Raw genomic sequence first — 15,173 nt, 5'->3', positions numbered from 1 at the left:
ATCTCCAATAGGGACAATGCTAAGCTAAGGTCCTGTTATTTAGTGACTGGGTATTTTACAGGAGTTGCCAACAAAATAATCCATTCACTAAATAACAGGATAAAATTCTAGTATGCTCTTGCAAACAGCACCCGTTCTTTGGATGGCTTGCCAGTTAGGATACAAGTACCATCTTCCTGCGGATTGTTCAGCGGGATACAGCGGATGGTCGCTTTTGTGCGTTCCTTGATCTGTTCTTCTGTTTCGGCAGTACCATCCCAATGGGCAGATACAAATCCGCCTTTTTCATCCAATACCTTCACGAACTCTTCGAAGGTATCTGCACGGGTGATATGGCTATCGCGGTAAGTGGCAGCTTTATTAAAAAGATTGAGCTGTATTTCTTCCAGCAGGGCTTGTACACGGGCTGATAAGCCATCGAGCGACAGGCTCATTTTTTCTTTGGTATCCCTGCGGGCTACTTCTGCCACGTTGTTTTCCAGATCTCTGGCGCCAATAGCGATACGAACGGGTACACCTTTCATTTCGTATTCAGCAAATTTCCAACCTGGGCGGTTATTGTCGGAATCGTCGTATTTTACGCGGATACCGGCATCCCTGAGCTCTTTTACGATCACATTTACCTTTTCATCGAGCCCTGCTTTTTGGTCGGGTCCTTTATATATAGGCACAATCACTACCTGAACAGGGGCAATTTTAGGCGGCAGCACCAATCCCTCGTCGTCGCTATGCACCATAATAAGCGCACCGATGAGGCGGGTAGATACTCCCCAGGAAGTAGCCCAAACATAGTCGAGTTTATTTTCTTTATTGGAGAACTGTACGTCGAACGCTTTGGCAAAGTTTTGTCCGAGGAAGTGGGAAGTACCTGCCTGCAGGGCTTTTCCGTCTTGCATGAGCGCTTCCACGCAATAGGTATCCACTGCACCAGCAAACCTTTCGCTGGGTGATTTCACGCCGCGTACTACAGGAACAGCCATATAGTTTTCTGCAAAGTCGGCATATATATCGAGCATCTGCCGTGTTTCTGCAATGGCTTCTTCTGCGGTAGCATGGGCCGTATGGCCTTCCTGCCAGAGAAATTCGGCTGTGCGCAGGAAGAGGCGGGTACGCATTTCCCAGCGTACTACGTTGGCCCACTGGTTAATGAGCAATGGCAGATCGCGGTAAGACTGTATCCAATCTTTATAAGTATTCCAGATAATTGTTTCAGAGGTAGGGCGAACAATGAGTTCTTCTTCCAGTTTTGCTTCGGGGTCTACCACTACGCCCCCCCCGTTGGGGTCGTTTTTCAGGCGATAATGGGTAACTACTGCACATTCTTTAGCGAAGCCTTCCACGTGGGCGGCTTCCTTGCTTAAAAAGCTTTTAGGGATGAACAGCGGGAAATACGCATTCTGATGGCCGGTGTCTTTAAATTTACGGTCGAGTACGTCGCGCATGGCTTCCCATAACGCAAAACCGTATGGTTTGATCACCATACAACCTCTTACAGCAGAATAATCTGCCAGACCGCCTTTCAATACCAAGTCGTTATACCATTGTGAATAGTCTTTCGAACGTGCTGTAATCTCTTTACTCATAAAAATATTACTTATTTATATCTCCTTAGTTTAAAACTAATGCTACTTAAAATTATCCTGATAAAATAAACCGGTTCAAGCTATTGCTAAAGGATGAATTGGCTTAATATTTGTCCTCGTATGAAAGAAGAAAATGCCACAAACATAGATGAAAAACATAACTGTGCAAACAGTTATCATAAAATAATATAAGGTAAAATGTGTTATTGTAACTTTAGCACTGTTTAATACGTTAAAAAGAAGTAAATTTACTACACGAATCACGCTTAAAATATATTTCAAATGAAGCCTATATTATATATTGGACTGGCTGCATCGCTCGCACTGGGAGCTTGTTCCAGTACCTATAAAACGGCTCAGACACCGGACGATGTTTATTATTCTCCACGTCAGCAGCAGCGCGCCTATGCCTCCAGCAACGGTTCAAACGGCAACAGCCGTCAGGATGAAAATGATGCCAACTACGTACAAGGTGCTGAAGGCGACGGTAATTATGTAACTTATCAGGACGACGACCAGGGTGATTATCAACGCCGTATCAACCGTTTCGGCAGCACTGGCAACACTTATTCAGGTGATTACTGGGATGGCTATAATGCAGCTTCCAGCATGTATATGAGCAGCTATTATGGTATGGGGATGAGCGGTTTTGGACTGGCTTACAGCCCTTATAGCAGCTTTTATGGTCCTTCTCTGGGCATTGGCCTGGGTTGGGGCTTCGGTGGCGGGTTCTATAGCCCTTGGTATAGTGGTGCTTATGGTGGTTGGGGTTATCCATATGCCAGCTACTGGCCTTATTATACACCTTATTACTATCCTTATTCTTATTATGGCGGCGGTTACTACGGCGGACATGGCGGTTATTACGGACATGGCAGTTACGGCTATTACCGTCCTTCCTATGGTCCATCCAGAGCAGCCAACGAGCGTCCTATCAGAACCGGTTCCTACAGCAATAGCGGCAGTGTAGGCGGCGGCGGTTACACCCGTCCGGTAAGAAATGCCACCCTGCAACCGGTTAATGGCGGCGGCAACGGCGGATATGTAAATCCGAGCAATGCGTCCAATAACAGACCACGCAGGATATTCCAGCAGTCCGGTTCTGAAAGACCAGTAACCAGACCAACTAATAACAACTACCAGAACAACAATAATAACAACGGCTATTCCCGCCCACAAAGAACGGAATATAGCAGACCTACCCCTACTCCTTCTTCTACCCCTAGCTACACTCCCAGCTCTGGTAGCGGTCGTGTAGGTGGCGGAGGCGGCGGAGGTGGTTACTCTCGTCCTAGCAGAGGAGGCCGTTGATAAGCATATCAAAAAGTTTACAAGATAAGCGTAGCCTAAAAACCTACGCTTATTTTTTATCAGGCCACACGTTTTGCCCATATCTCACGTTATACAAATTGCCAAACACGCTAGCAACTGTACCATTGCCTGCAAAGTAAATATCATTTATAGACTAAGAAATTATGATTAAAAGACTTTATCCTCTTTTAGGTGGGTTGTTCGTATCTATAACAGCTGCAGCCCAGAGCTCCAACGATGCTTTACTTTATTCTCCTATGCAGCCTTACGGAACTGCAAGAACCCAGGCCCTGGGCGGAGCAGGAGTAGGCCTTGGCGGAGATTATTCATCCGCCCACATAAATCCGGCAGGAATCGGGATGTTTAAAACAGGAGAATTTTTCTTTACCGCTGGTGTAGGTATCACCAACACTTCTTCTACCTATCTCGGCAACGGTTCAGCAGACAATACCGGTAATAAAACTAATTTTCAACTTCCCAATATAGGCGTAGTTTTCGCTAACAACAGGGCCAGCGGCGCCAGCAGCTGGAACAATTTCACCTTTTCCCTGGGAATGAACAGAATGGCTAACTATAATAGTAAAATAGCCATCGCCGGCGTAAACCTCAACTCATCTTACAGCAATATCTGGGTAGACCAATTACAAGGCCAGTCTCTTAAATATTTTTCATATGGAGATGAAACCGGCGCCAGTTTGGGTTATCAATCCTTCCTGATAGATACACTCACTACCTCAAAAGGCTTTGGCGGTTTAAGCTTTGCGGACCCACGTAGAAATGCGCCTGGCACCAGTCCTATGCCAGATGGCATTACCCAGCGGGGTACACTTACCAAAGAAGGGGGGCTCAACGAATATGCCTTTGCGATGGGCGCCAATTACGGCGACCGGTTGTATATAGGAGCTACCATTACTATTCCCAGCATCAACTATAAAGAAACCTTTTCCTGGTCGGAAGACGACAGGCAAGAAACTAATCATAACAACCAGTTCGGTTATTTCGATTATAATAATTACCTGAAACGCAATGGTATTGGGATCGGGGCCAAAATCGGGATTATCTACAAAATTTCCGACCGGTTCAGATTAGGCGGCGCTTTCCATACACCTACCTATTATAGCCTGCATGATAGTTACGCTGCCGATATCACCGCCAACACAGAAGATTTTGGCGGCGAAGTATACGTTAACTCAAATCAGCTGACCGAAGACGGCGGACCCAAATTATATGATTATAATTATGTAACGCCTCTCCGCTTATTAGGTGGCGCCTCCTATTTTTTTGGCGATATCACCAATCCTAAAAAATTACAGGGTTTCATCACTGCCGATTACGAATATGTAAACCAGTCGTCTGCCAAATTTAAAATGAGCGACGACCGGGCATATGAGCGTGCGCTGAACAGTAATATCAGTGCAATATATACTTCCGTATCTAATGTGCGGGTAGGCGCCGAGCTGAAATTTGCCAGCTTATACGCTGTCCGTGCAGGCTTCGCCGCTTATGGCAACCCATACAGCAACGACGCTTACAACGCCGGCGCAGACGCTTCCAGTAAAGTATACAGCGGTGGGCTGGGTATACGGTCCAAAGGTATCTATGCAGATCTTACCTACAGTTACGCCCAGTTAACCAGTAACTACCGTCCTTACGTGACTGAAGATGCCAGCATAACTCCTCCTCCTGCAACAATAGATTATAACCGGAGCAATATTCTGCTAACAGTAGGGTTTAAGTTTTAATAGAATATTTACTGAATCATAGCTAACAGGGCTGGGCAGCATGGCCGGCCCTGTTTGTTTTTACGCCCAGGAAATAAGCCGCCTACTGCAGTTTTTGTTGCACATATTCCAGGATATTACCGGTATCGCGGGGATCAAACCATTGGAAGGCTTTGTCTTTCCGGAACCAGGTCAGTTGCCGTTTGGCATATTGGCGGGTATGTGTTTTAATATCTTCAATCGCCTGTTCCAGGGAAAGGTGGCCGTCCAGGAACTGGAAGATTTCCTGATAACCAACGGTACGCAGGGCGTTATGCTCTCGGTAAGGGTTAACAGCGCGCACTTCTTCCACCAGGCCGGCAGCGATCATCTGATCTACGCGGTAATGGATATTATGGTGCAACAATTCTTTAGGCAGTGTGATACCAATTTTTATGATATTGAAATCCCGTTGCACGCGGGTAGCGCTGCGAAAGGCGGTGATAGACTTTCCGGTGGCCTCCAGCACTTCCAGGGCACGGATCAGGCGCTGAGGGTTTTGTATTTCGGCAGTTGCATAAAAACCGGGATCGCGTTCCTGCAGCTGTTGTTGCAACCAGTGCAAACCATGCAGGGCATATTGCTCATTAAGGTGTGCGCGGATGCCGGGAGAAATATCGGGCATATCATCGATACCTTCTGCAAAAGCCCGTATATACAGGCCCGTACCACCGCACATCACCGCTACATCGTGCTGTTCAAATATTGCTGCAGCGTATTGCAGGGCTAATTTTTCGTAGATGCCTGCATTTACTTCTTCCCGGATACTATGAGAGTTGATGAAATAATGAGGCACTGCCGAGAGTTCTTCCGGAGAAGGCTTTGCAGTACCTATGCTGATTTCCCGGTAGCATTGCCGGGAGTCTGCAGAGATTACTGCTGTATTAAACAGCTGCGCCATTTTTACAGAGAGCGCTGTTTTACCGGAAGCAGTAGGTCCGGCGATGATGATAATAGTTTTTTGCATGGTGTATGATGGCCCATAAAGGCAGAAAGATAGGAAAGGACGCAAAGGGAAGTGATCCTGCTCCTTTGCGTCCTTTTATGCATTTCACCTTTTTACGGACGTATTAATAATTATTCTCTTCTTCGCCTGCGAAATCTTCCCCACCCATTGCATCGTTTTCTTCTCCTTCTCCTTCTTCTCCTTCTTCTCCGAAGCCGTCGGCATCCATTCCTTCCTTGTTGAGGTCATATTTTTCTTCCATTTCCACCAGCTTATCCCCTACCAGGCCTTTGGTACCATATTGACTAGGCGCCAATCCTTCTTTGCGTACGCAGGCAGGATAAGTTATTTTGCTATTTTCATCTTTAGATACGCCGATCAGTTCTACGAGGAAAGACCAGTTTTTTGCGAAATCGTAGAGATAAATGAATTTCTGGTTAGGGTCTTTAACTGCAGCAGCAATCATAGTATCTGCCATCAGTAAAGGCTCTGCCTTACGGGGTTGGTTATCTGGTTCCAGGATGATTTCCCGGCCGCGTTGCCAGTTATCATTGCTACGGAAAAAGGTAGCTTTATGCTTTGAATCAAATTCGAATGCTTGCAAAATGGCTTGGTGAAATGCTAAAAACGTCTGATTCGGCTTAATGGCAATGTCTCTATAGACACTTTCATCTTCTTCCCAGTAAACTCTGAATTTCAAAACCGGCATGACAAAAAGGTTATAAGTTATATAATGATTAAACAGGTCCGCTATTAGCGATTGATTACAAATGCTGGTGGTTGCGATTATTGGTGACGTAAAATTACCAATTTTATTTAACCGGGCTAAGATTCAATGCGCCCGCTTTTTCCAACAAATAAGCGTATGCCGCGTCGTAGGTGTTTGGGATTTCGCCGTCGAGAATAGCTTCCCGGATGGCATTTTTGAGATCACCAACAATCCTGCCTGGTTTCAGCCCAAAGGTTTCCATGATCATTTCGCCGGTAACAGGAGGTTGCCAATTACGTATCCGGTCGCTTTCTTCCACTTCTTTCAACCTATTACGCACCAATTCAAAATTTTCCAGGTAGCGTTTTACCTTGGCTTTATTTTTTGAAGTGATGTCCGCTTCACACAGCATCATCAGACCGTCGATATCATCTCCTGCATCAAACAACAATCTACGGATAGCCGAATCGGTGATATTCTCTTTGGTTAGGCTGATGGGCCGTAAATGCAATTCTACCAATTTCTTCACCAACTTCATCTTATCATTCATCGGCAGTTTGAGGCGGGTGAATATACGGGGCACCATTTTACCTCCCACTGCATCATGACCATGAAAAGTCCAACCATGGCCCGGTTCAAACTTTTTTGTTGCCGGCTTTCCGATATCGTGTAACAGTGCTGCCCAACGAAGCCACAAATCACGGGTATTTTGAGATATATTATCTATTACCTGCAAGGTATGATAAAAATTATCTTTATGGCCTTTCCCTTCATACATCTCTACACCTACCAGGTCGGTCATTTGGGGAAAAATGATCTTAAGCAGGCCTGCTTTATATAGTAGATCCAGTCCTACAGAGGGTTTAGCGGAGAGCATTATTTTATTGAGCTCATCCGTAATTCTTTCTTGGGAAATAATCCGGATACGTTCTGCATTTTCCTGGATGGCCTTAAAAGCGTCTGGGATAATGGTAAATTGCAGTTGTGAAGCAAACCGGATAGCCCGCATCATACGGAGTGGATCGTCGCTAAAGGTTTGTGCTGGCTCCAATGGAGTGCGTATTATCTTTCTTTCCAGGTCACCGAGTCCGTCGAACGGGTCCATCAGGGAGCCATAATCTTCGTCTTTAAGGCTGATAGCCATTGCATTGATCGTAAAATCGCGGCGATTCTGGTCGTCTTGCAGTGTACCTACAGATACTTCGGGATTTCTGGATTCCTGGCGATAGCTTTCTTTCCGGGCGCCAACAAATTCTATTTCGAGGTCGTTCCATTTTACCTGGGCAGTGCCATAAGTTTTGAAGAAACTAACGGGAACGTTGTCACCAAAGCTGGCTGCTACTTTATGTGCGAGCGCGATTCCATCGCCAACGCACACAATGTCCATGTCTTTTGTTTTCCTTCCCAACAGTTTATCCCGCACAAAGCCACCGATCAGATAAGCAGGCACTCCCAGCTCGTGGGCAGCCAATGCTATCTTTTCCAGTACTTTTCTTTCCTGCAGGGAGCAGGGTATATCTAACGGTTTACTGCTGATCATATAAAAAAATTCCTGTTAAACTTGTTCCTTTCGCAGGGCGCAAAGGTAATAAATAAACGATTTTAATCCCGGATAATCGCTATTGATCCGTCTTTCCCTATCCTGACGATACGGGAAGCGGTAGTGGAGGCGGCTTCTTCCTGGCGGTATTTCACCACATAATCCACTCCGTTCCTGATCTCTTCAGACACCTCATTGAAACGAGCCGGCGACGGAGCGCCGCTGATATTCGCAGAAGTAGACACCAGGGGCTTGCGCAGCCGTTTGATCAGGTGGCGGCAAAAAGTATCTTTCACGATACGGATCGCTACGCTGCCATCGTCACTGATCACATTGGGCGCCAGGCCTAGTGCACCCTCATAGATCACAGTAGTTGGGCGGTCGAAGCCCGCTATCACATCCGCTATATCCGGACGGGGGTTGGCCACATACGTCAGCAAGTCCTTTACATCTGCCAATAATACCACCAGGCTTTTGCTCTCGCTACGCTTTTTGAGGGAAAACACCCGTTGCACAGCCGCTTCGTTGGTGGCATCGCAGCCAATTCCCCAGATAGTATCTGTAGGATACAAGATCAATCCGCCATTGCGCAACACAGGCAACGCGGCGCTGAGATCCACTTCGAAATTATCTGTGTTCATTATTTATTGAGTAAGTTCCCTGTATACATTCATCATAGCGGCGGCGCATTTTTCCGGTGTAAAAAGTTGCGCATGTTGCCGCCCTTTCTCCCGCAGCTGCTGTGCCAGGGCAGGGTTTTCCACCACCAGCTTCATGGCATCTGCAATAGATGCCGGCACCAGCGGATCTACGTACAATGCCGCTTCCCCAGCCGTTTCAGCAAAACAGGAGCCGTGGGAAGTGATTACCGGCGTACCACTCCATAGCGCTTCCAGGATGGGGATACCAAAACCTTCAAAAACAGAGGGGTAAACCAAGGCAGCAGCCCCCTGGTACAATAAGGGCAATTCCTTGTTTTCGAGGCGCACTTGCTCATTAAGGAAAATCACCCGTTGGGTAAGCCCGTTGGCTTCCAGGTAAGCTTTCACCTTTTTCTTATACCCGCTACCATTACCCAATACTACCAGGGGCAAATCTAATGACCCTTTCAGTATATTCATGGCCGTTACAACGCCCAACAGGTTTTTACGTTCTATCAAAGATCCTACGTACAGGAAATATTGCTCCGGCAACTGGTACCTGCTACGCAGGGCAGCGATGTCCTGATCCGACCACTGTTGTTCAAAAATAGGATCACAGCTCTGATATACCACGGAGATTTTCTCTGCCGGCGTATTGTAATAGGTAATGAGGTCTTGTTTCGTTTGCTCACTGATGGCCACTACCCTATCGGCATAGCGGCAGGCATACTTCGCCTTTCTCCGATAGGTTAGCACATCTATAGGATTATACTGCTCCGGGTATCTTTCGAAAATAAGATCGTGCATTGTAACAACCGACCTGATACCGCTTTTATGGATACCGAAAGGCAACTCGTGGCTAAGGCCATGGTAAAGATTGATCTGGTAACGTTGCAGGTCACTTACCACAAAGCGGCTACGCCAGGCCGAACGTAACCAGCGGTGCACAGGCTTTGCCGGCACTACCACTTTAAGGTCTGGAAGGCCGTTCAATACATACCTATTTGTTTGCTTAGGTGCAAACAGGTAATATGTATCTTCCGGGAAGCCCTTTGCCAGGGAAGAGATAAGGGTACGGCTATAATTTCCTAAACCAGTATCATTTTGGAACGCGCGCTTGGCATCGAATCCTATTTTCATAAAGTTGTTTCTTCTGACGAAATGTCAAAATTACGAATTACAGATCGCGAATTACGCATATCTGACAAGATTTCCGGAAATCCGGCTTCCTGATTCGTAATTTTAGTTTACAGGTATTAAGTTTGCAAAAAATAAAAAAATGGATTTACAACAACAAATACTGGCTGCCTGGGCTGATCGCAGCCTGTTACAGGAGACACAGTACACAGATGCAGTTAAAGCGGTAATAGAAGCAGTAGACAAAGGTCATCTGAGAGTTGCGACGCCCACAGAAAATGGCTGGCAAGTAAACGAATGGGTAAAACAGGCGATTCTGCTATATTTTACTATCCAGCCTATGGAAACGATGGAACTGCCTCCATTCGAGTTTTATGATAAAATGAAATTGAAGTCCAACTATAAAGACCTGGGCGTAAGAGCAGTACCACATGCGGTAGCCCGTTATGGCGCTTACATTGCAAAGGGCTGTATCCTGATGCCATCTTACGTAAACATTGGCGCCTTTGTAGATGAAGGCACCATGGTAGACACCTGGGCTACTGTAGGCTCCTGCGCCCAAATTGGCAAGCACGTGCACCTGAGCGGCGGCGTAGGCATCGGAGGCGTACTGGAACCTTTACAGGCAAGTCCCGTTATCATCGAAGACGGTTGCTTCTTAGGCTCCCGCTGCATTGTAGTAGAAGGCGTAGTAGTAGAAAAAGAAGCAGTATTAGGCGCTAACGTAGTACTGACACAGTCTACCAAGATCATCGACGTAAGCGGCAGCGAACCTAAAGAATACAAAGGCCGTGTACCTGCCCGCAGCGTGGTGATTCCAGGTACCTACACCAAAAAATTCCCTGCAGGCGAATACCAGGTATCCTGCGCATTGATTATTGGTCAGCGTAAAGCCTCTACAGATCTGAAAACAAGTTTGAACGATACCCTGCGCGAATTTAGCGTAGCGGTATAATCATACAGTAAGCGCTTTTTTATTTCCTAGAAAAAAATTTGGTGAATTTAAAAAAGCGCTTACCTTTGCAATCCCTTTTACAAGGACCTGGATGCCCAGATGGCGAAATTGGTAGACGCACTGTGTTCAGGTCGCAGCGCCTGCAAGGGTGTGCTGGTTCGAATCCAGTTCTGGGCACTAAAGTGGACAAATCGAAAATTGCTTCGGTTTGTCCATTTTTATTTTTGTCAAAACCCGTGTCCAGCGCGTATATTAGCTTGACGGCTTCATTGAGTCGGGCGGTTCGATAATCGCTTCCGTCAAAAGTGAGTTTTTCAGGGAAAATCGAACCAATAATTTGCCGCTTCTTCTTCACATCTCCATCTTTATAAAGCTGGTCAAGGGTTACAAGGGATTTTACCGCATTATCCAACAAGGATTCTATATTATTTGTGTTCTTTGTGGCCTCCATTAATTTGGCTTCCAGTAGCATAATTCTTTTTCGCTCTCGGCTTTGATTGCCTTATAGTCGGAAGCATCAATTTCTTCTTTTAATAGCAATTTCCTTGCTTTTGCTATATCATTTTGTGCTTCATTTAATTGATCGGTAATTTCCTTTGCTTCACTACGATGGCCTTTCACTTGGGCTTTATACGCTGAATTAACTACCACTTTGTATGATTCTGCCATGCCTGCGCAGGGAACAAATTTGCGCAACTCTTTTGAAAAAAGATCATTTGCCGCTTCTGCTTTGAAACGTGCGCCGCATGATGATTTACAATGATAGTAATAATAAATCCCGTTCCTGCCGCGCGAAGCGCTACCCGTTAATAGATGACCACATTTAGGGCAAAGTAGGTGGCCACGAAGTTGCATGATTTCCTGTGACCCTACTTTAGTACGGTAGTTCTTTTTCTTGCCGTCCAGCAAGTCCTGTACTTCATAGAATAACGATTCTGAAATAATCGGCTCATGTAGACCGGGTACATGTGTACTTGGCTCGTCCTTGTAGGCAGATAAATAAATCTTCCCACAGTAAACTGGGTTTATAAGGAGGTTCCAGAAATTAGTTTTACAGCACCTAATCCCTTTCAGGCGGGCTTCCCTATAAAGCTGCTCTACTTGATATTGGCCCGTTACCATCATGTTAAATACCCACTTCATAATGCTGGCATATGGTTCTACAGGGGCTATGTACTTACGCATGTCCTCCGTTATCTTATTGGCATATCCTACCGGAGCAGGCCCCATCCAACGGCCTTCTTTTTTAGCCCTGCGCATTCCGTGTAATACATTTAATGCTCTCCGATCATTCTCTACTTCCGGGGCGGCCAGATATACCGCCAGCATTATTTTATTCTCCGGAACGGCCATATCTAACGGTTGTTCTATTGCCTGTGGCTCTACCCCCAACCTGCGAAGGGTGTTAATCATTTGGTAGGCATCCCCGGCATTACGGCTAAATCTATCCCATTTTGTGAATAGGATAATATCAATTTGGCCTTTCCGCTTTTTCAGGTCTATAATCTCACTACGCCACTCAGGGCGTTCAAAGGTCTTGGCCGAATGATCTTCAAAAATCACCTTACGGATTGATATTTGGTTATTATGGCAATATTTGCGTAACCTTTCCTCCTGGTCTCTTTGGGAAAAACCCTTGTCTGCCTGCTCATCAGTGCTTACACGATGTATAAATCTGCCTTCATCTTCCTAAATACGTGTTTATGGCTATATTAGCCAGTTTGTACATAAATTCCAGAATAATCTTAGCTTCTTCTATTGTTACATGCGTACCATGTTTTCCTAGTATTTCTACTATTCTTTCGGGGGTAATTGTCTCCATTTTACACCATCACATTAATCAGTTTCACAAAAAACTATGGAGGGAAATACTTCTTCATAACGAATATAAGTATTTTGTTTTGTTATTTTATGTTTTACCTAAACTTTTTTATAAATTTTATCAAATTTTATCGATCTTTACTAATGTTGGTAAGAAATAGTATGTTTTGATACCCTTTGTATTGTAAAACAATGATTGCGAAATGATAGTTATGCATTTGTACACAAGCAAGTAAGTATAAAATCGAATAAAAATGACTAAAACCTATAAGGTTAGCTATAAAACATATTTCAATGAACGGCTTAAACAAGTGTCCTTTCATGGAAAACTTACCTATCCGCTGTACATACAGGTAACATTTGACAGAAAGACGATCTTTTTTAAGAGCTATTATTTTGAACTATTTTCTAAACCCCGGTATTTTTTATCTGTAGCGGGTTTGACGGGTGGTCCGTCTATTGAAGATATTATTAAAAAAGAAAATTCGTTAATTGATTTCATTATTGACAAAAACCTATCAGACTTTTCTTTAGACCTGTTTAAACAGGAATATGGCTACTATAGCAAAGATCTATGTGACGTAACGGAAGAAGGTTTTATTGATTATATGTACGTCTTTTTTCAAGATAAGGGAATGCCGGCATTCGCCGTCATGGTACAGCAAGGTAGCAGATGTCGTATTGTCTATGATGTGGTACGGGATATGAAAAGGGCATTTAATAAGCCCTTGTATGATGAATTGGTAGAAAATTCGTTTTATTATGCCCCGCCATACCTGCCACTATACGGCTTCATGCAGCAAACAAAGAAATGGCCAATGTTAAGCCTTACTGTACTGGAATGGGAAGATGAAAAAACAAAAGCCCAGTTTGCAGACTATCTACAGAAATATTATCCCAATATAGATTTAAAAGAGGTAATGGAACAGGTGAATAAATGGCTGGATCATCTAAGGAAAGATGCCAAATAGTATGCGACTGCAAGCACCTGTTTACACACAAGGAGCGATTGAAATTTCAATCGCTCCTTGTGTGTAAACTCGTTACAGCACACATTTTAACACTTCCATATCTTTGTGCGCGCTTTCATGGCAATCGAATGATTTCAGTTAAAAGTTGCTGCCTGTCTGGCCCCAGTTCGTTCCGTAATTCTTCAATCAGTTGTTTTGTCCATTCACTTTTATTCAACAACATCTGAACATATAACTTTAATGCTTTTGTCAAAGCCGTGTCGCTGTTATTACCTAATACACGCTCATTATGAGTATGCCCCATATAGTTAGTTGTATTTATTATTATATATAGTATATTTTTATAATTCTTAGTCGTTTATTTGTCAATTTCTTCGTTTTCACCACCATTTATACTTGTGATGTACTCTAACCTAAATTCCCTAATATCTATAAGGTGCGCAGCATCAATCAGTTTATGCAAGTGCTTTCTTACACTTAGAATATCTGTATCAAAAGCGTCATCTAATAAACCTTCCTTTGATAGTGCAATGTTAAAGAGGTAGTGAAGTTCATGCCGCCACTGGCCTAACTTATAAAATTTGAACATTTTTTTAAATACATGATATGGACTTATAAACTCCCTACGATTAAGGTTTCGCGGAAAATCCATCCACAGCAGATTAGATTTATTTTCTGCAAATTTAGAAGAACTCCAAGCGCAGTAAAGGGTTGGAGCCATTATACAGAAATCCTCTTTCTCACTTTCAGCTAATAGAACAGACTTTCTTCGGGTATTGTCTAACTGTGAAATTAAAAAGGCTGCTTCAATCAGCTCTGATAACCTATCGTAAAAAAATAATAGGCTGGAAGGGCTTTCTTTACATTTTTTGTTTTCACATACAGATTGCAGCCAACGTTCGAGAATAAGCGAACAGCGGCACTTTTCATGCGCTGAAAAGAAACTATGAATAATCTCAAAGGGATTGGCTATTTCTTCGGTCGAAAGGCGCAAAGGAAGGTTATCCCATGCACGAGGAGCATCAAAATACATGGTTACGGAATTAAAGATTTTGAATAGAGGTTTGAGCCTTCAGGCAGCCCGGAAATGCGGTCATAATACGGCCTCCGCTGTCTGTTAATACTGTTAATAGCTTGGTGGGTAATTGGTGATAGTCAAATCCAATGGAAGACGCTCTGGCGTTTGAACTAGGTGAGGATTGGAATCAAAAGAAAATTTCCTTGCTGGAAAGCAAGGAAACAGTAGACCCTGAAATTCTCGAACAAGTGGCAAAGGCTCTAAAAGTTCCCGCTGAGGCTATCAAGAATTTTGATGAGGAAACAGCCATTCATAATATTCAGAATAACTATGAAGGCTCTGTAATACACGGCGGTCCTACAGTTAACTATAAATGCACGATTAACCCGATGGACAAATGGCTGGAGGCGATGGATGAAAATAAAAAGTTATATGAGCGCCTGTTGCAGACGGAACGGGAAAAGGTAGAAATGCTGGAGAAGCTACTGAACGAAAAAAAAGGTGGAAAGTAACACTACCTATAAGAATATTCAAACGCAAGCGGGCAGGCTATTCAGCCCGCCCGCTTTTAATGTAGGTACTATCTATTAAACGTTTTATGCCCCTTCTCATTGGTGACTTTTTTACGAAAAATAACTATCTTTCAATAGGATTTTGTTTATTTGAGTATTAGTTTGTTGATGACTGTCTTTAGGTACTGGTCCCCCTGTAGCAACCCTGTGGATGATCGAGTAAACTGCCTATTACCTGTAGATCTGTTAACTGAAATATTTCTTATTAT

The 15,173-nt window shown here is 44.2% G+C and carries 14 protein-coding genes and 1 tRNA gene; 6 read left to right on the top strand and 9 right to left on the bottom strand.

Going from position 1 to position 15,173, the window contains the following annotated elements; translation table 11 throughout:
• Positions 1-107: 107 nt before the first annotated feature.
• Positions 108-1,583 (bottom strand): proline--tRNA ligase, encoded by a 1,476-nt coding sequence (gene proS / locus ACDQ55_RS11650; protein WP_420981564.1) that lies wholly within the window; start codon positions 1,581-1,583, stop codon positions 108-110.
• A 282-nt stretch (positions 1,584-1,865) separates the two neighbouring features.
• Here proS and ACDQ55_RS11645 point away from each other — a divergent pair, with 282 nt between their 5' ends.
• Positions 1,866-2,894, top strand: a complete 1,029-nt coding sequence (locus ACDQ55_RS11645; RefSeq protein WP_420981563.1) for a hypothetical protein — start codon at positions 1,866-1,868, stop codon at positions 2,892-2,894.
• Between the two features lie 164 nt (positions 2,895-3,058).
• Positions 3,059-4,636 carry a hypothetical protein gene (locus ACDQ55_RS11640; protein ID WP_420981562.1) on the top strand — a complete coding sequence of 526 codons (1,578 nt, stop codon included), beginning with the start codon at positions 3,059-3,061 and terminating at the stop codon, positions 4,634-4,636.
• An 82-nt stretch (positions 4,637-4,718) separates the two neighbouring features.
• Here the strand turns inward: ACDQ55_RS11640 and miaA are convergent, their stop codons facing one another.
• The 5 genes from miaA to ACDQ55_RS11615 all read right to left on the bottom strand — a co-directional run bounded on the left by miaA (position 4,719) and on the right by ACDQ55_RS11615 (position 9,630).
• Entirely contained in the window at positions 4,719-5,621 is a 903-nt protein-coding gene (gene miaA, locus ACDQ55_RS11635; RefSeq protein WP_420981561.1) for a tRNA (adenosine(37)-N6)-dimethylallyltransferase MiaA, read from the bottom strand.
• Between the two features lie 103 nt (positions 5,622-5,724).
• Positions 5,725-6,309: an IS1096 element passenger TnpR family protein gene (locus tag ACDQ55_RS11630; RefSeq protein ID WP_420981560.1), complete on the bottom strand. Its 585-nt coding sequence runs from the start codon at positions 6,307-6,309 to the stop codon at positions 5,725-5,727.
• A gap of 103 nt (positions 6,310-6,412) precedes the next feature.
• Entirely contained in the window at positions 6,413-7,849 is a 1,437-nt protein-coding gene (locus ACDQ55_RS11625; RefSeq protein ID WP_420981559.1) for a CCA tRNA nucleotidyltransferase, read from the bottom strand.
• Positions 7,850-7,911: 62 nt separating this feature from the next.
• Positions 7,912-8,490, bottom strand: a complete 579-nt coding sequence (locus ACDQ55_RS11620) for an L-threonylcarbamoyladenylate synthase (protein WP_420981558.1) — start codon at positions 8,488-8,490, stop codon at positions 7,912-7,914.
• Positions 8,491-8,493: 3 nt separating this feature from the next.
• Positions 8,494-9,630, bottom strand: coding sequence for a glycosyltransferase family 4 protein (locus ACDQ55_RS11615; protein WP_420981557.1), 1,137 nt, complete (start codon positions 9,628-9,630; stop codon positions 8,494-8,496).
• A gap of 139 nt (positions 9,631-9,769) precedes the next feature.
• On the opposite strand from ACDQ55_RS11615, the gene ACDQ55_RS11610 reads away from it, so the two are divergent.
• Positions 9,770-10,582 (top strand): 2,3,4,5-tetrahydropyridine-2,6-dicarboxylate N-succinyltransferase, encoded by an 813-nt coding sequence (locus ACDQ55_RS11610; RefSeq protein ID WP_420981556.1) that lies wholly within the window; start codon positions 9,770-9,772, stop codon positions 10,580-10,582.
• Between the two features lie 93 nt (positions 10,583-10,675).
• A tRNA-Leu gene (locus ACDQ55_RS11605) sits at positions 10,676-10,759 on the top strand.
• 273 nt (positions 10,760-11,032) lie between these two features.
• On the opposite strand, the gene ACDQ55_RS11600 is transcribed toward ACDQ55_RS11605, so the two are convergent.
• The gene (locus ACDQ55_RS11600) at positions 11,033-12,253 is read right to left on the bottom strand and encodes a recombinase family protein (RefSeq protein ID WP_420981640.1); all 1,221 of its coding nucleotides are present in this window, start codon (positions 12,251-12,253) and stop codon (positions 11,033-11,035) included.
• A gap of 404 nt (positions 12,254-12,657) precedes the next feature.
• On the opposite strand from ACDQ55_RS11600, the gene ACDQ55_RS11595 reads away from it, so the two are divergent.
• Complete coding sequence (locus tag ACDQ55_RS11595; protein WP_420981555.1) at positions 12,658-13,374, top strand: hypothetical protein; 717 nt, start codon at positions 12,658-12,660, stop codon at positions 13,372-13,374.
• A 115-nt stretch (positions 13,375-13,489) separates the two neighbouring features.
• Here ACDQ55_RS11595 and ACDQ55_RS11590 read toward each other — a convergent pair whose 3' ends face one another.
• Together ACDQ55_RS11590 and ACDQ55_RS11585 are read right to left on the bottom strand one after the other, a co-directional pair.
• On the bottom strand, positions 13,490-13,678 hold the full coding sequence (locus ACDQ55_RS11590; RefSeq protein WP_420981554.1) for a hypothetical protein: 189 nt from the start codon (positions 13,676-13,678) through the stop codon (positions 13,490-13,492).
• Between the two features lie 54 nt (positions 13,679-13,732).
• Positions 13,733-14,407 carry a hypothetical protein gene (locus ACDQ55_RS11585; protein WP_420981553.1) on the bottom strand — a complete coding sequence of 225 codons (675 nt, stop codon included), beginning with the start codon at positions 14,405-14,407 and terminating at the stop codon, positions 13,733-13,735.
• Positions 14,408-14,538: 131 nt separating this feature from the next.
• Between ACDQ55_RS11585 and ACDQ55_RS11580 the strand changes: the two genes are divergently transcribed.
• The gene (locus ACDQ55_RS11580; RefSeq protein WP_420981552.1) at positions 14,539-14,904 is read left to right on the top strand and encodes an XRE family transcriptional regulator; all 366 of its coding nucleotides are present in this window, start codon (positions 14,539-14,541) and stop codon (positions 14,902-14,904) included.
• The last annotated feature ends 269 nt before the right edge of the window (positions 14,905-15,173 follow it).

The sequence above is a fragment of the Chitinophaga sp. 30R24 genome (assembly GCF_049056765.1).
Taxonomy (GTDB): Bacteria; Bacteroidota; Bacteroidia; order Chitinophagales; family Chitinophagaceae; genus Chitinophaga.
This window is presented reverse-complemented; position numbering and strand designations above follow the sequence as displayed.